The following is a 16016-nucleotide window of genomic DNA, read 5'->3' on the forward strand; positions in this document are numbered from 1 at the left end:
GAGTGTCCCTGATCGCTTCAGACCACTTCCGCATCGTTGTCGGCCTCGGCAAGAGCGGCATGTCCCTGGTTCGCTTCCTCGCGAACCGGGGCACGTCGTTTGCCGTGGCCGACACGCGGGAAAATCCACCGGAGCTGGTCACGCTGCGCCGTGACTACCCGCACGTGGAAGTGCGTTGTGGCGAGCTGGATGTCGAGTTTCTGTGCCGCGCCGATGAGCTCTACGTGAGCCCCGGCCTGGCCCTGGCGACACCGGCCCTGCAAGCGGCAGCGGCGCGTGGCGTGAAGCTGTCCGGCGACATCGACCTGTTTGCGCGCTATGCGAAGGCACCGATCGTGGCCATCAGCGGCTCCAACGCGAAAAGCACCGTGACCACCCTGGTCGGCGAGATGGCGGCTGCGGCCGGCAAGCGCGTGGCCGTGGGCGGTAACCTCGGCACGCCAGCGCTGGACCTGCTCAGCGACGACATCGAGTTGTACGTGATGGAACTGTCGAGCTTCCAGCTCGAAACCACCCACGATCTGGGGGCTGAAGTCGCCACCGTGTTGAACGTGAGTGAAGACCACATGGACCGCTACAGCGGCCTGCCGGCGTACCACCTGGCCAAGCACCGGATTTTCCGTGGTGCCAGGCAATTTGTGGTCAACCGCCAAGATGCCCTGAGCCGTCCGCTGATGGGCGAAGGCATGCCCTGCTGGACCTTTGGCCTGGGCAAACCGGATTTCAAAGCCTTCGGCATTCGCGAAGAGAACGGCGAGAAATACCTGGCTTTCGAATTCCAGAACCTGATGCCGGTACGTGAATTGAAAATCCGTGGCGCGCACAACCAATCCAATGCATTGGCGGCCCTGGCGTTGGGTCACGCCGTCGGCCTGCCATTTGATGCGATGCTGTCGAGCCTGCGCACCTTCGGCGGCCTCGAGCATCGCTGCCAGTGGGTACGCGACCTCAATGGCGTGAGCTACTACAACGATTCCAAGGCCACCAACGTGGGTGCCGCACTGGCTGCCATCGAAGGGCTCGGCGCTGATATCGACGGCAAGCTTGTGCTGATCGCCGGTGGCGACGGCAAGGGTGCCGACTTCAAAGACCTTAAAGGCCCGGTGGCTGCACATTGCCGCGCCGTGGTGCTGATCGGCCGTGACGCGGACTTGATCGCCGCCGCGTTGGGCGACGCGGTACCGCAGGTACGCGCCACCTCGCTGGACGATGCGATTGCCCAATGCAAAGCCCTGGCCCAGCCGGGGGATGCGGTGTTGCTGTCGCCGGCGTGCGCCAGTTTCGACATGTTCAAGAACTACGAAGAGCGCGGCCAGCTGTTCGCTCGCGCCGTGGAGGCCTTGGCATGAATTTCAGAAATATTATCAAGCCGTACCCGTCGCCGATCATCACAGGTCGCGGTATCGACCTCGACTTCCCAATGCTCGCCGGCTGCCTGGCGCTGCTGGGCCTGGGGTTGGTCATGATCACTTCGGCGTCCTCGGAAGTGGCCGCAGTGCAGTCGGGCAACACCCTGTACATGATGATCCGTCACCTGGTGTACCTGGTGATCGGTCTCGGCGCCTGCATCGTCACCATGATGATCCCTATCGCTACCTGGCAGCGCCTGGGTTGGCTGATGCTGATCGGCGCGTTTGGTTTGTTGATCATGGTGATCCTGCCCGGCATCGGCCGTGAGGTGAACGGTTCGATGCGCTGGATCGGCTTCGGCGCGTTTAACGTGCAGCCGTCGGAAATCGCCAAGGTGTTCGTGGTGATCTACCTCGCCGGTTACCTGGTCCGTCGCCAGAAAGAAGTACGCGAAAGCTGGATGGGCTTCTTCAAGCCGTTCATCGTGCTGCTGCCCATGGCTGGCCTGTTGCTGATGGAGCCCGACTTCGGTGCCACCGTCGTAATGATGGGCGCGGCGGCGGCGATGCTGTTTCTCGGCGGTGTGGGCTTGTTCCGGTTCGCCATGATGGTGGTGCTGGCGGTGGTCGCGGTTTACCTGCTGGTGGAAGCACAACCGTACCGTATGGCGCGCCTGATTACCTTTACCGACCCCTGGTCCGATCAGTTCGGCTCCGGCTACCAGTTGACCCAGGCGCTGATCGCCTTTGGTCGCGGCGGATGGCTGGGTGTTGGGCTGGGCAATAGCGTGCAGAAGCAGTTTTACCTGCCGGAAGCGCATACCGACTTCGTGTTCTCCGTGCTGGCCGAAGAACTCGGTGCCGTGGGTTCCCTGTGCACCGTTGCACTGTTCATGTTCGTCTGCGTACGGGCGCTTTACATCGGTCTTTGGGCCGAGAAAGCCAAGCAGTTTTTCGCAGCTTATGTCGCCTACGGCTTGGCGTTTTTGTGGATTGGTCAGGTGCTGATCAACATCGGGGTAAACATCGGTCGCTTGCCGACCAAGGGTTTGACCCTGCCGTTTCTCAGCTACGGCGGCAGCTCGTTGGTTATCTGCTGCGTGTGCCTGGGCTTGCTGCTGCGCATCGAGTGGGAGAGTCGCACCCACCTGGGCAGCGAAGAGATGGAATTCAGCGAGAGCGATTTTGCCGAGGAGCCGGACCATGGGCGCTAATGTGCTGATCATGGCAGGCGGCACCGGGGGCCATGTGTTCCCGGCCCTGGCTTGCGCGCGCGAATTCCAGAACCGTGGCTACACCGTGCATTGGCTCGGTACGCCACGTGGCATCGAAAACGAATTGGTCCCGAATGCCGGCTTGCCGCTGCACTTGATCAACGTCACCGGCTTGCGTGGCAAGGGCAAGTTGTCCCTGCTCAAGGCGCCGTTCGTGTTGCTCAAGGCGGTGTGGCAGGCGCGCAAAGTGATTCGTGAGTTGAAGCCGGTGTGCGTGCTGGGCTTTGGTGGTTATGTGACTGGCCCTGGTGGTGTTGCCGCCAAGCTCGCCGGCGTACCGGTGATCGTGCACGAACAGAACGCCGTTGCCGGCACTGCCAACCGCCTGTTGGTGCCTTTGGCCAGCCGAGTGTGCGAGGCGTTCCCGAAGACTTTTGGCGCCTCGGACAAGTTGCGTACCACCGGCAACCCGGTGCGCACCGAACTGTTCATGGCCATTGCCCGTCAGGCGCTGGAGGGCCGTAAGCCACACTTGCTGATCCTGGGCGGAAGCCTGGGCGCGGAGCCGTTGAACAAACTGCTGCCCGAAGCCTTGGCGCTGCTGCCCGTGGACCTGCGTCCCGAAGTGTTCCACCAGGCCGGTAAAAACCACGATGAAATCACCGCTGCCCGCTATCGCGAGGCCGGTGTCGAGGCGAACGTACAGCCTTTTATCAAAGACATGGCCCATGCCTATGGCTGGGCCGACCTGGTGGTTTGTCGCGCTGGTGCGCTGACCGTCAGTGAACTGGCCGCCGCCGGTCTGCCGTCCTTGCTGGTGCCTTTGCCCCACGCCATCGACGATCACCAGACCCGCAACGCCGAATATTTGGCCGGGGAGGGCGCTGCCTTCCTGCTGCCGCAAAGAACGACTGGCGCCGCCGATTTGGCCGCACGCCTGACCGAGGTTTTGATGCAACCGGAACGACTCAACAGCATGGCGAGCACCGCAAGCCGCCTGGCTAAACCTGACGCAACCCGCACCGTGGTCGATATCTGCCTGGAGGTGGCCCATGGTTGAGAATCAGAAAGCCATGCCGCAGCCCGAAATGCGCCGCATCCGTCGTATCCACTTCGTCGGCATCGGCGGCGTGGGCATGTGCGGGATTGCCGAAGTACTGCTGAACCTGGGTTATCAGGTATCCGGCTCGGACTTGAAAGAGTCGCCGGTGACCGATCGCCTGAAAACCTTCGGCGCACAGATCTTTATCGGCCACCGTGCCGAGAACGCCGCCGAGGCTGACGTGCTGGTAGTGTCCAGCGCCGTGAACACCTCCAACCCGGAAGTGGCCACCGCCCTTGAGCGCCGTATTCCAGTGGTGCCACGCGCCGAGATGCTGGCCGAGCTGATGCGCTATCGCCACGGTATCGCCGTGGCTGGTACGCACGGCAAAACCACCACCACCAGCCTGATCGCCTCGGTGTTCGCCGCCGGTGGCCTGGACCCGACCTTCGTGATTGGTGGCCGCCTGAATGCAGCCGGCACCAATGCCCAGCTCGGCACCAGTCGTTACCTGATCGCCGAAGCCGATGAAAGTGATGCGAGCTTCCTGCACCTGCAGCCGCTGGTCGCTGTGGTGACCAACATCGACGAAGACCACATGGCCACCTACGACGGTGACTTCAACAAGTTGAAGAAAACCTTCGTCGAGTTCCTGCACAACCTGCCGTTCTACGGTTTGGCCGTGGTGTGCCTGGACGATCCGGTGGTGCGTGAGATCCTGCCATCGGTCAAACGCCCAACCGTGACCTACGGCTTCAGCGAAGACGCCGACGTGCGCGCGATCAATGTGCGCCAGGAAGGCATGCAAACCTTCTTCACCGTGCTGCGCCCTGACCGCGAGCCGTTGGACGTATCGGTGAACATGCCGGGCAACCACAACGTATTGAACTCGCTGGCGACCATTTGCATTGCTTCCGATGAAGGCGTCAGCGATGAAGCCATCGTCGAAGGCCTGTCGCGCTTTGCCGGTGTCGGCCGGCGCTTCCAGGTCTACGGTCAACTGCCGGTAGAAGGCGGCGACGTGATGCTGGTGGACGACTACGGTCACCACCCAACTGAAGTTGCAGCCGTTATTAAAGCCGTGCGCGGTGGCTGGCCGGAGCGCCGTCTGGTGATGGTTTACCAGCCGCATCGCTACAGCCGCACCCGCGACCTGTACGACGACTTTGTGAATGTATTGGCCGATGCCAACGTGCTGCTGCTGATGGAAGTCTACCCGGCCGGTGAAGAGCCGATTCCGGGCGCCGACAGCCGCAAGCTGTGCAACAGCATTCGTCAGCGTGGCCAGTTGGACCCGATCTACATCGAGCGCGGTGTGGACCTGGCGCCGATCGTCAAGCCGCTGCTGCGTGCCGGTGACATCCTGCTGTGCCAGGGCGCCGGTGATATCGGTGGCCTTGCGCCCAAGCTGCTCGCCAGCCCGCTGTTTGCGGCTGCAAAGGGGAAGTCGAAATGATCACGCATTACGACACCCTGTTCTCGACCATCACGCCTGCCGACTTCGGCCGCGTAGCGGTATTGTTCGGCGGCAAGAGCGCTGAGCGCGAAGTCTCGCTCAAGTCCGGCAATGCCGTACTGGAAGCGCTGCAAAGCGCCGGCGTAAACGCATTCGGTATCGATGTGGGCGATGATTTCCTTGCCCGCTTGCAGGCCGAGAAGATCGACCGTGCCTTCATCATTCTGCACGGCCGTGGCGGTGAAGACGGCAGCATGCAAGGCTTGCTCGAGTGCGCTGGCATCCCTTACACCGGCAGCGGAATCCTCGCTTCGGCACTGGCCATGGACAAGTTGCGCACCAAGCAGGTGTGGCACAGCCTGGGTATTCCAACCCCACGTCACAGCGTGCTGTGCAGCGAAGACGATTGTATTTCTGCAGCCAAGGAACTGGGCCTGCCTTTGATCGTCAAACCTGCCCATGAAGGCTCCAGTATCGGCATGGCCAAAGTGAACTCGGCCGCCGAATTGATCGACGCATGGAAAGCGGCAAGTACCTATGATTCGCAAGTGTTGGTGGAACAGTGGATCCAGGGTCCCGAGTACACCATCGCCACCCTGCGTGGCCAGGTATTGCCACCTATCGCATTGGGCACGCCCCACACCTTTTACGACTACGACGCCAAGTACGTGGCTTCCGATACTCAGTACCGGATCCCGTGTGGCCTCGACGCAACCAAGGAACAGGAATTGATGGACCTCACGGCGAAAGCCTGTGAGGCACTGGGTATCGCCGGTTGGGCGCGGGCAGACGTGATGCAGGATGACCAAGGGAATTTCTGGTTCCTTGAAGTCAACACCGCTCCCGGCATGACCGATCACAGCCTGGTACCTATGGCAGCCCGTGCTGCCGGTCTGGACTTCCAGCAGTTAGTGCTGGCGATCCTGGCCGCAAGCATTGAGCCAAGAGGCTAACCCCATGAACGGCGCATCGCTTCGTCATCAGCAACCTCCAGTGCCCAGCCGCAAGCCGGTGCCTCGAGGTGCCAGCCGAATGGTGGCTAAAGAGCCGATGTCGGCGCGCCTGCCGAAAGCCAACTTTGGTTTTCTTAAAGCGCTGTTCTGGCCGGTGTTGCTGGTGGCGTTGGGCTTCGGTACTTACGAGGGCGCACAACGCCTGTTGCCGTATGCCGACCGGCCGATCACCAAGATCAGCGTGCAGGGCGACTTGAGCTACATCAGCCAGCAAGCGGTACAGCAGCGCATCGGCCCGTACCTGGCGGCGAGCTTCTTTACCATCGACCTGGCCGGTATGCGCGCAGAACTGGAACAGATGCCGTGGATCGCTCACGCCGAAGTCCGCCGTGTATGGCCGGACCAGGTGACGATCCGCCTGGAAGAACAACTGCCCGTGGCCCGTTGGGGCGATGGCGCACTGTTGAACAACCAGGGCCAGGCGTTCGCGCCGCGTGAGGTGGCCAACTATGAGCACCTGCCGCAGTTGTTCGGGCCACAGCGGGCGCAGCAGCAAGTGATGCAGCAGTACCAGGCGCTGAGCCAGATGCTGCGGCCACTGGGTTTCTCCATCGCACGCCTGGAATTGCGTGAGCGGGGCAGCTGGTTTTTGACCACCGGGGCAGGCAGTTCCGGCCCGGGCATCGAGTTGTTGCTGGGACGCGACCGCTTGGTGGAAAAGATGCGCCGCTTTATTGCCATCTACGACAAGACCTTGAAAGAACAGATTACGAACATTGCGAGCGTCGACCTGCGTTACGCCAACGGCCTGGCCGTCGGCTGGCGTGAACCAGCTGCGCCGACGACAGCCAAACCCGCTGTCGCGAAGAATTAAGAAGAGGCAGGACCCATGGCAAACGTGCAAAGCGGAAAAATGATCGTCGGTCTCGATATCGGCACCTCCAAGGTGGTGGCGCTGGTCGGCGAGGTCGGGGAAGACGGTGTGATCGAAATCGTCGGTATCGGCACGCATCCGTCCCGGGGCCTGAAGAAGGGCGTGGTGGTGAACATCGAGTCCACCGTGCAGTCGATCCAGCGCGCCATTGAAGAAGCGCAGCTGATGGCCGGTTGCCGGATTCACTCGGCGTTCGTCGGCGTGGCCGGCAACCATATCCGTAGCCTGAACTCCCACGGCATCGTGGCGATCCGTGATCGTGAAGTCAGCTCGGCCGACCTTGAACGCGTACTCGACGCCGCCCAGGCCGTGGCGATCCCGGCTGACCAGCGCGTGCTGCACACCTTGCCGCAGGACTACGTGATCGATAACCAGGAAGGCGTGCGTGAGCCGCTGGGCATGTCGGGCGTGCGCCTGGAAGCCAAGGTTCACGTGGTGACCTGTGCCGTCAACGCCGCACAGAACATTGAAAAATGCGTGCGCCGCTGCGGCCTGGAAATCGACGACATCATTCTTGAGCAGTTGGCCTCGGCCTACTCAGTACTCACCGACGACGAAAAAGAGCTGGGCGTGTGCCTGGTCGACATCGGCGGTGGCACCACCGACATCGCGATCTTCACCGAAGGTGCGATCCGTCACACCGCCGTGATCCCGATTGCGGGCGACCAGGTCACCAACGACATCGCCATGGCGCTGCGTACACCGACCCAGTACGCCGAAGAAATCAAGATCCGCTACGCCTGCGCCCTGGCCAAACTGGCCGGTGCCGGTGAAACCATCAAGGTGCCGAGCGTGGGCGACCGTCCACCGCGCGAACTGTCGCGCCAGGCCCTGGCCGAAGTGGTCGAACCACGCTACGACGAGCTGTTCACCCTGATCCAGGCTGAGCTGCGCCGCAGCGGCTACGAAGATTTGATCCCGGCCGGCATCGTGCTGACCGGTGGCACCTCGAAGATGGAAGGCGCGGTCGAACTGGCCGAGGAAATCTTCCATATGCCAGTGCGCCTGGGCGTGCCCCATGGCGTCAAAGGCCTGGGCGACGTGGTGCGCAACCCGATTTATTCCACCGGCGTGGGCTTGCTGTTGTACGGGCTGCAAAAGCAGACCGACGGCATTTCCCTGTCGGGCCCGAGCATCCGTGACAGCTACCGTGGCGGCGACGATGAAGCCAAAGCGCCGTTGTTCGAGCGGTTGCAGGCTTGGGTAAAAGGCAATTTCTAAAGATTTACCGCAACACCGCAGTAAGTAGTAGGCGAAAAAACTAGAGAAAACGAAAGGAGAGGGAACATGTTCGAACTCGTAGACAACATCCCCGCAAGCCCGGTTATCAAAGTAATCGGTGTTGGCGGTGGCGGCGGCAACGCTGTCAATCACATGGTCAAGAGCAACATTGAAGGCGTTGAATTCATCTGCGCCAACACTGATGCCCAGGCGCTGAAAAGCATCGGTGCGCGGACCATCCTGCAATTGGGCACAGCCGTGACCAAGGGCCTCGGCGCTGGCGCCAACCCGGAAGTCGGCCGTCAAGCCGCGCTGGAAGACCGCGAGCGTATTGCTGAAGTGCTGCAAGGCACCAACATGGTGTTCATCACCACCGGCATGGGCGGCGGTACCGGTACCGGTGCTGCTCCGATCATTGCCGAAGTGGCCAAGGAAATGGGGATTCTGACCGTTGCTGTCGTGACGCGTCCGTTCCCGTTCGAAGGTCGCAAGCGTATGCAGATCGCCGACGAAGGTATCCGTCTGCTGTCTGAAAGCGTCGACTCGTTGATCACCATCCCCAACGAGAAGCTGCTGACCATCCTGGGCAAGGACGCAAGCCTGCTGTCCGCATTCGCCAAGGCTGACGATGTACTGGCCGGTGCCGTTCGCGGTATCTCCGACATCATCAAGCGCCCAGGCATGATCAACGTCGACTTTGCCGACGTGCGTACCGTGATGAGCGAAATGGGCATGGCGATGATGGGCACTGGCTGCGCCAGCGGTCCGAACCGTGCACGCGAAGCCACTGAAGCGGCGATCCGCAACCCATTGCTCGAAGACGTGAACCTGCAAGGCGCACGCGGCATCCTGGTGAACATCACCGCCGGCCCTGACCTGTCCCTGGGTGAGTACTCCGACGTGGGTAGCATCATCGAAGCCTTCGCTTCCGAGCACGCGATGGTCAAAGTCGGTACCGTTATCGACCCGGACATGCGCGACGAACTGCACGTGACCGTGGTTGCCACCGGCCTGGGCGCAAAAATCGAGAAGCCTGTAAAGGTCATCGACAATACCGTTCACACCGGCCACAACAGCCACGCCAGCCAGCAAGCTGCCGCTCCAGCGCCTGCGCGCCAGGAACTGCCGTCTGTGAACTATCGTGACCTGGACCGTCCGACCGTGATGCGCAACCAGGCTCAGGCCGGTGCTGCGGCGTCCCGTAGCCCGAATCCGCAAGATGACCTGGACTACCTGGACATCCCGGCATTCTTGCGTCGTCAGGCCGATTAATGGAATGTATCAGGGCTATGAAGGTGATTGGTGTTCAGCAAAGGTCTGGTCTGTTATTATCGCCAGCCTTTGTTGATACCAGTTCGCAATTTGCGCTGAAGCGGTCCAAGCCATGATTAAACAACGCACCCTGAAGAATATTATCCGTGCCACAGGTGTAGGTCTGCACTCCGGGGAGAAGGTATACCTGACCCTCAAGCCCGCACCTGTCGACACCGGCATCGTGTTTGTTCGTGCCGACCTGGACCCTGTGGTGCAGATTCCTGCTCGCGCGGAAAATGTTGGCGAAACCACGATGTCGACCACGTTGGTCAACGGTGACGTCAAAGTGGACACGGTGGAGCACTTGCTCTCGGCCATGGCTGGCCTGGGCATCGATAACGCCTACGTCGAGCTCTCCGCGTCCGAAGTCCCCATCATGGATGGCAGCGCTGGACCCTTCGTATTCTTGATTCAATCTGCCGGCCTGGAAGAACAGGACGCAGCCAAGAAGTTCATTCGCATTCTGCGGGAAGTGACAGTAGAAGACGGCGACAAGCGCGCCACCTTCGTCCCGTTCGAAGGCTTTAAAGTGAGCTTTGAGATCGATTTCGATCACCCGGTATTCCGTGACCGCACCCAAAGTGCAAGCGTGGATTTTTCCAGCACTTCGTTCGTAAAAGAAGTCAGCCGCGCCCGTACCTTTGGTTTCATGAGTGACATCGAGTACCTGCGCAAGCACAACCTCGCACTCGGCGGCAGCGTTGAAAACGCCATTGTGGTCGACGCGGATGGTGTACTGAACGAAGACGGCCTTCGCTATGAAGACGAATTCGTGAAGCACAAGATCCTCGATGCAATCGGTGACCTCTACCTGCTGGGCAATAGCCTGATAGGCGAGTTCAAAGGCTTCAAGTCGGGCCACGCCCTTAACAACCAGCTGCTGCGCAAGTTGATTGAGCAGACAGACGCTTGGGAAGTCGTGACCTTCGAAGATGCCAGCACCGCACCGATCTCTTACATGCGTCCCGTTGCGGCGGTGTAAGTAACAACTCTCTTTCTTTAGTTTTGAAAGGCCACCTTCGGGTGGCCTTTTTTTTATGCCGATCGTTCCCACGCTCCGCGTGGGAATGCAGCCCTGGACGCTCCGCGTCCCGAAGCCTGACGCAGAGCGTCAGAAGAGGCATTCCCACGCGGAGCGTGGGAACGATCACCTAGCGGGCCGCAGCCTCCACAATGCGGTTGCGCCCGGTGTGCTTGGCCTCATACAGCGCTTGATCAGCATTGAGCAGCAAGTCCTCAAGTGCCATGCGGCTGCGCTTTTGCCAGGTGCTCATGCCGATACTCACTGTAATAGGCCCGTCGGCACCGGCCACCCGTGGCAAATGCTCGACGCTGCTGCGGATATGTTCGGCAATCAACCAGGCACCCTTGGCGTCGGTATGTGGCAGCACCACTGCAAACTCTTCGCCACCGTAGCGCGCTGCCAGGTCAGCCGGGCGGCGGATGTTGTCTTCGATCACTTGGGCAACCGCGCGCAATGCTTCATCGCCGCCGTGATGGCCATGCAGGTCGTTGAAGGCCTTGAAGTGATCCACGTCGATCATCAGCAGGCTCAGCGGCTCGGTTGAGCGTTGTGCGCGGTCCCATTCCAGGCGCAGGCGCTGGTCCAGGGTACGGCGGTTGGCAAGGCCGGTGAGGGCGTCGGTGGCTGCCAGTTCTGACAGCACTTGTTCGGCACGATGACGGCGACGCAGCTCCTTGCTCAGCATCCAGGTCAGCCACAGCAGGCCGATGCACAACACGCCCGTTGCTATGCTGACCAGCCACGCGGCACGCCGCCATGGGGCAAAGATTTCATCGCTGGACAACGCCACCGCGACAATTAAGGGCAAGCTGCCCACATTCGAGAAACTATAGAGCCGTGGCTGGTTGTCGACGCTGGAGACGCCCCGAAAGCTGCCGTCGCGTTCACGCAGCATACGCGCGACATTGGGCCGCTGGCTCAAGTCCTTGTCGATCATGTCCACTTCCAGCAGCGGTTGTTGCGCCAGCAGGATGCCTTGGTGGTTGATCAGGTTGATGGTGCCGTTGCTTCCGATGTTCAGGCCGCTGAACAACTGTTGGAAGTACGACAGGCGCATCGAGGCCACCGCCACGCCCAGGAAGCGCCCGTCCGGCGATGACACGCGGCGGCTGAATGCGATGCGCCACTGGTCATCACACACGCAACGGGCCAGGAATGGGCGGCTGATATACAGCCCCAGGTCGGGGTTTTTGCGGTGTGCCTGAAAATAATCGCGATCAGCGAAGTTGCCGGTCTTGGGTGTGAGCAGCGAGGAGTCGGCGATTACTTCACCACTGGGGTCCAGCAACAGAATGTCGCCCTTGAAGGGTGCAGCGGCAGAGCGATCGAACAGCACCAGATGGCGGATACTGGCGGACACACCCTGCAGGTCGCTGCGTTCGGTGGCGGCGATCAGGCCCTTGAGGGCCATGTCATAGAGTTCGACGTTACGCAGCACATCGGCGTCGATCAGTTGGGTGATGTTATTGGCGGTGCGCTTGGCGGTCTGCAAGGTGTTGGCATGTTCGCGAATCAGCAGCGCGGTGACGATCGCCACGATCACAAAGACCGTGAGGCAACTGCCCAGGATCAGCAAGCGTTCCGGGCGAGGGGTGGGTCGGTAGAGACTTGGGCTCATCGGGCGTACTTCTGCTTCGAGGATGCCAATAGCGTAGTAGGCAATCGCAGGTTTGGTGGGAGCTGGCTTGCCTGCGATGCAGACACCTCGGTACATCTATAACACCGCAGCGATGCTATCGCAGGCAAGCCAGCTCCCACACAATCCAGCTCCCACATCAGCTATTCATCGTCTGGCAGATTTATGCCTAAAACACGTTGATCGGGTAATCCACAATCACGCGGTATTCATCCACATCCCGGTCCACCGCCGAGTAGCCATTGCCACCGCGGTTGGTTGCCCATTGCAGGCGCACGGCCAGGTCCTTGGCTTTGCCGCCTTGCACCACGTACTTCACGTCGATGTCGCGTTCCCAGTGCTTGGCGTCTTTGCCGTCGGCGCTGTACCAGGCGCTGTAGCCGCGGCTGTTGGGGTCGACCTTGGTCAGGTCGGTCTTGCCGCTGATATACGACACGGCGGACGTCAGCCCGGGCATGCCGAGACCTGCAAAGTCGTAGGCGTACTTGAGCTTCCACGAGCGCTCGTTGGGGCCGTTGAAGTCCGAGTATTGCTGGGAATTGTCCAGGTACACGCTGTCGCCCTGGGTGATGTAGTCGAACGGCGTGTTGCCGTTGACCCGCTGGTACGCGGCAGTGACGCTGTGGTGACCAACACCTACGGTGAAATGCAGGCTGTAAGTGTTGTTGTCGATGCTGCCGAGCAACGACTGGCCGGTGTCCTGGGTGTGGTAGTAGTGCAGGCCTGGGTTGAGGCTGACAAGATCGTTCAGCGCGTAGGTGTAGTCCAGGTCGTAGTAGTACTGGTGCCATACATCCTTGAGTTCGGAGGCGTACAGGTTGCTGGTCAGGCCCGGGACGCCGCTGAAGGACACACCGGCCCAGTTCAGGTGTTGGCTGTCGGCGTTGGCGGGCAGGGTGCCGTAGCTGGTGCCGATGCGTCGGTGGCCGCTCTGGTTGTAGAGTTTGGTAAAGCTGGCCTGGCCGCCTTCGAACATCCAGCCGTCGAAGCTGTGGTTGGCCAGGCTCACACCCCGGAACGTCTGCGGCAACATGCGGGTCATGCCGCCGGCGATCACCGGGTTGTTGAGGAACAGGTCGCCGGCTTTGAGTTCGGTGTCGAAGGCACGCATTTTCAAAGTGCCGCCCGCGGTGGAGAACGAGCCAGGCGCTTTGCCGTTGCCGCTGCCGTAAGGGAGGATGCTGGAACCGTCAGTGCCACCGCCGCCGTCGAGCTTGAGGCCGAGCATGGCATTGAGGTCCAGGCCAAAGCCGACGGTGCCTTGGGTGTAGCCGGATTCGAATGTGCCGATGAAACCCTGGCCCCATTCTTTGCTGTCATCGGTGTGAGTGTCGCGGCGGTCGCGGTTCATGTAGTAGTTGCGGGTGTTGATCTTCAGGCTTGAGCCTTCGACGAAACCGTCAGCGGGGGTCGAGTCTGCCGCGTGGGCAAGGGGGACGATCGTTGCTGCAATCGCGAGGAATAACGGGGTGAACGTCAGCGAGTTCTTCACCGGTTTAGCTCCTTTGGTCAATCGAAAACGGCCAATGTCGTGGGGGTGTGCCTGGCCTTTTTTTACGGCAAAAAAAAGCCGCTGAAGTCAGCGGCTTTAAACAGATTCCCAGTGTAGAGCCCTGGAAATAAGTCGAGGGAAATTCGGGTGAGCGGGAAGCTGCCTTGCCGTCGCGCTCATCGGTGCGTCAAAGTAACGCAGGTGAGCGGTGCGATATAGAGTGTAACAAGATAATGACTGTTGCCCAAACCGCAACAGTCAGACCTTTGAGATCCAGTGGGGAAGCTGGCTTTGTGGGATCTGGCTTGTGTGGGAGCTGGCCCACACTGGATCGATGTGTTCTGGTGAGTCAGGCCGGCAAGGTAATGCCAAAAGTATTGCCACCGCCCTCACTGCGCACAAACACATCACCGCCGTGCATCAATGCAATCGCTTTGACGATCGCCAGCCCCAGCCCATGATTTGCGCCGCTGTTACTGCGCGACGCGTCCACCCGGTAGAAGCGTTCAAACAAGCGCGGCAAATGCTCACGGGCGATCTCATCGCCGGGGTTGGTCACCCCGATCGCCACCCACTGCTCCTGCACCTCAATGCTCACTTCGATAATCTGCCCCGGCGCAGTGTGCTGCACCGCATTGCTCAGCAGGTTGATCAGCGCGCGGCGCAGGTGGGCTTTTTCGATGTGCACCAAGGCATCTCCGTGTACGCGCACTTTGACTTGGGCGTCTTCGAGGATGAAGTCCAGGTAGTCGAGGGTGGTGGCGACTTCATCGGCCAGGGAGCTTTCGATCAGTTTGGTGGCCTTGCTGCCCTGGTCGGCGCTGGCCAGGAACAGCATGTCATTAATGATCGAACGCAGGCGTTCCAGCTCTTCGAGGTTCGATTGCAGCACCTCGAAGTAATGCTCGGCCGAACGACCACGGGTGAGCGCCACTTGGGTCTGGCCGATCAGGTTGGTCAGCGGCGAGCGCAGTTCGTGGGCCACATCGGCATTGAACGACTCCAGGCGCGAATACGCCTGTTCCACCCGATCCAGCGTGGAGTTGAACGAGTTGACGAACTGGCTCAGCTCCGGCGGCAAGGGCGACAACTGCAGGCGCCCGGAGAGTTTGGGCGGTGCGAGTTTTTGCGCTTCATCCGAAAGTTTGCCCAGCGGCTTGAGGCCGATACGCGAGACCCAAAAGCCCAACAGTGCCGCCAGCGCCACACCGACACAGGCCAGGCCGATCAAGGCCATCAACAGATGGTGCTGAGTGGCGCGGAAGTTCTCGGTGTCGATGGCGATCATAAAGCGCAGCGGCGGGCGTTGATCCTTGGCCGCGAACTGGCTGAGCAACACCTTGAACGGGTATTCATGCCCAGGCAGGCGCAAGTCGCGTTTGCCGGTCGGCCCTTGGGCGAATGCGCGGATCTGCGCGTCGGGGGTGCCGTATTCGTAGCTCGGGTCGCTGCTCACCACCCAGAAGCGAATGCGCGGGTCTTCTTCGCCGAGCAACTTCAACTTGGCGGTGATTTTTGCCCAGTGGTCCGGTGTGCCGAAGCGGTTCACCGAGGATTCCAGCACGCTGTAGCGCGCATCCAGTTCGGCGCCCGGCAACAAGCCCAGGCCGCGATCCACTTGCTGGTAGAGTGCGCCGCCGATCAACACGAAAATCAGCAGCGCCACCAGCGTGAACATGCCGCTCAGGCGCAGGGCGATGGAGTTAGCCGACACTTCTGCTCTCCAGCACATACCCCATGCCACGAATGGTGTGCAGCAACTTGTGTTCGAACGGCCCGTCGAGCTTGGCGCGCAGGCGCTTGATCGCCACTTCCACCACATTGGCGTCGCTGTCGAAATTGATGTCCCAGACCATTTCCGCAATCGCGGTCTTGGACAGGATTTCACCCTGGCGCCGTGCCAATACGCTGAGCAGCGAGAACTCTTTGGCGGTCAGGTCCAGGCGCAGGCCGTTGCGGCTGGCCTTGCGGCTGATCAGGTCGATCCACAGGTCGGCCACGGTGACTTGCACCGGCTCATGCCCGCCACTGCGGCGGGTCAGCGCTTGCAGGCGCGCCACCAGTTCGAGGAACGAAAACGGTTTGCCCAAATAATCATCGGCGCCTTCACGCAAGCCACGGATGCGGTCTTCCACACGCTCGCGAGCAGTGAGCATGATCACCGGCGTCTGCTTGCGTGCCCGCAGTGCGCGCAACACCCCAAAGCCGTCGAGGCCGGGCAGCATCACGTCAAGCACGATCACCGCGTAGTCGTTTTCCAGCGCCAGGTGCAAACCCTCGACGCCTTCGCGCGCCACATCCACGGTGTAGCCTTGTTCGGTCAGACCACGGTGCAAGTAGTCTGCGGTTTTTTCTTCATCTTCAATAATCAGGACGCGCAT

At 60.9% G+C, this 16016-nt stretch carries 13 protein-coding genes; 9 read left to right on the top strand and 4 right to left on the bottom strand.

The genetic code is table 11. The features are described 5' to 3' along the window. Window positions 1-2 precede the first annotated feature (2 nt). The 9 genes from murD (at window position 3) to lpxC (ending at window position 10465) form a co-directional block, all read left to right on the top strand. Window positions 3-1349 carry a UDP-N-acetylmuramoyl-L-alanine--D-glutamate ligase gene (gene murD / locus HU759_RS05795; protein ID WP_017138187.1) on the top strand — a complete coding sequence of 449 codons (1347 nt, stop codon included), beginning with the start codon at window positions 3-5 and terminating at the stop codon, window positions 1347-1349. After that, a complete protein-coding gene (gene ftsW / locus HU759_RS05800; RefSeq protein WP_020372698.1) occupies window positions 1346-2563 on the top strand; it encodes a putative lipid II flippase FtsW in 1218 nt (405 codons plus the stop codon). Before murD ends, ftsW begins: the two co-directional genes overlap by 4 nt. Next, a complete protein-coding gene (murG, locus tag HU759_RS05805; protein ID WP_017138185.1) occupies window positions 2553-3623 on the top strand; it encodes an undecaprenyldiphospho-muramoylpentapeptide beta-N-acetylglucosaminyltransferase in 1071 nt (356 codons plus the stop codon). The genes ftsW and murG overlap by 11 nt, the downstream gene beginning before the upstream one ends. Beyond that, on the top strand, window positions 3616-5061 hold the full coding sequence (gene murC, locus HU759_RS05810; RefSeq protein ID WP_017138184.1) for a UDP-N-acetylmuramate--L-alanine ligase: 1446 nt from the start codon (window positions 3616-3618) through the stop codon (window positions 5059-5061). Before murG ends, murC begins: the two co-directional genes overlap by 8 nt. Then, window positions 5058-6014 (top strand): D-alanine--D-alanine ligase, encoded by a 957-nt coding sequence (locus HU759_RS05815; RefSeq protein ID WP_017138183.1) that lies wholly within the window; start codon window positions 5058-5060, stop codon window positions 6012-6014. Before murC ends, HU759_RS05815 begins: the two co-directional genes overlap by 4 nt. A 4-nt stretch (window positions 6015-6018) precedes the next feature. Then, entirely contained in the window at window positions 6019-6888 is an 870-nt protein-coding gene (locus HU759_RS05820) for a cell division protein FtsQ/DivIB (protein WP_017138182.1), read from the top strand. A 15-nt stretch (window positions 6889-6903) separates the two neighbouring features. Further along, complete coding sequence (ftsA, locus tag HU759_RS05825; RefSeq protein WP_017138181.1) at window positions 6904-8169, top strand: cell division protein FtsA; 1266 nt, start codon at window positions 6904-6906, stop codon at window positions 8167-8169. Between the two features lie 66 nt (window positions 8170-8235). Further along, window positions 8236-9441, top strand: coding sequence for a cell division protein FtsZ (ftsZ, locus tag HU759_RS05830; protein WP_017138180.1), 1206 nt, complete (start codon window positions 8236-8238; stop codon window positions 9439-9441). 112 nt (window positions 9442-9553) lie between these two features. Beyond that, complete coding sequence (lpxC, locus tag HU759_RS05835; RefSeq protein WP_003171886.1) at window positions 9554-10465, top strand: UDP-3-O-acyl-N-acetylglucosamine deacetylase; 912 nt, start codon at window positions 9554-9556, stop codon at window positions 10463-10465. Window positions 10466-10634: 169 nt separating this feature from the next. Here the strand turns inward: lpxC and HU759_RS05840 are convergent, their stop codons facing one another. The 4 genes from HU759_RS05840 to HU759_RS05855 all read right to left on the bottom strand — a co-directional run bounded on the left by HU759_RS05840 (window position 10635) and on the right by HU759_RS05855 (window position 16016). Further along, a complete protein-coding gene (locus HU759_RS05840) occupies window positions 10635-12125 on the bottom strand; it encodes a diguanylate cyclase (RefSeq protein WP_026013783.1) in 1491 nt (496 codons plus the stop codon). 187 nt (window positions 12126-12312) lie between these two features. Beyond that, window positions 12313-13635, bottom strand: coding sequence for an OprD family porin (locus HU759_RS05845; protein WP_186616761.1), 1323 nt, complete (start codon window positions 13633-13635; stop codon window positions 12313-12315). A gap of 349 nt (window positions 13636-13984) precedes the next feature. Next, window positions 13985-15349 (bottom strand): heavy metal sensor histidine kinase, encoded by a 1365-nt coding sequence (locus tag HU759_RS05850; RefSeq protein WP_186616762.1) that lies wholly within the window; start codon window positions 15347-15349, stop codon window positions 13985-13987. Further along, window positions 15339-16016 (bottom strand): heavy metal response regulator transcription factor, encoded by a 678-nt coding sequence (locus HU759_RS05855; protein ID WP_017138176.1) that lies wholly within the window; start codon window positions 16014-16016, stop codon window positions 15339-15341. The genes HU759_RS05850 and HU759_RS05855 overlap by 11 nt, the downstream gene beginning before the upstream one ends.

Source organism: Pseudomonas sp. OE 28.3, from assembly GCF_014268205.2.
Taxonomy (GTDB): domain Bacteria; phylum Pseudomonadota; class Gammaproteobacteria; order Pseudomonadales; family Pseudomonadaceae; genus Aquipseudomonas; species Aquipseudomonas edaphica.

Bases quoted from the DNA above. Each gene is read 5' to 3' on its own strand.
- ftsA (WP_017138181.1), top strand. From the start codon at position 6,904: ATGGCAAACGTGCAAAGCGGAAAAATGATCGTCGGTCTCGATATCGGC.
- HU759_RS05820 (WP_017138182.1), top strand. From the start codon at position 6,019: ATGAACGGCGCATCGCTTCGTCATCAGCAACCTCCAGTGCCCAGCCGC.
- murC (WP_017138184.1), top strand. From the start codon at position 3,616: ATGGTTGAGAATCAGAAAGCCATGCCGCAGCCCGAAATGCGCCGCATC.
- HU759_RS05840 (WP_026013783.1), bottom strand. From the start codon at position 12,125: ATGAGCCCAAGTCTCTACCGACCCACCCCTCGCCCGGAACGCTTGCTG.
- lpxC (WP_003171886.1), top strand. From the start codon at position 9,554: ATGATTAAACAACGCACCCTGAAGAATATTATCCGTGCCACAGGTGTA.
- HU759_RS05855 (WP_017138176.1), bottom strand. From the start codon at position 16,016: ATGCGCGTCCTGATTATTGAAGATGAAGAAAAAACCGCAGACTACTTG.
- ftsW (WP_020372698.1), top strand. From the start codon at position 1,346: ATGAATTTCAGAAATATTATCAAGCCGTACCCGTCGCCGATCATCACA.
- murG (WP_017138185.1), top strand. From the start codon at position 2,553: ATGGGCGCTAATGTGCTGATCATGGCAGGCGGCACCGGGGGCCATGTG.
- HU759_RS05815 (WP_017138183.1), top strand. From the start codon at position 5,058: ATGATCACGCATTACGACACCCTGTTCTCGACCATCACGCCTGCCGAC.
- ftsZ (WP_017138180.1), top strand. From the start codon at position 8,236: ATGTTCGAACTCGTAGACAACATCCCCGCAAGCCCGGTTATCAAAGTA.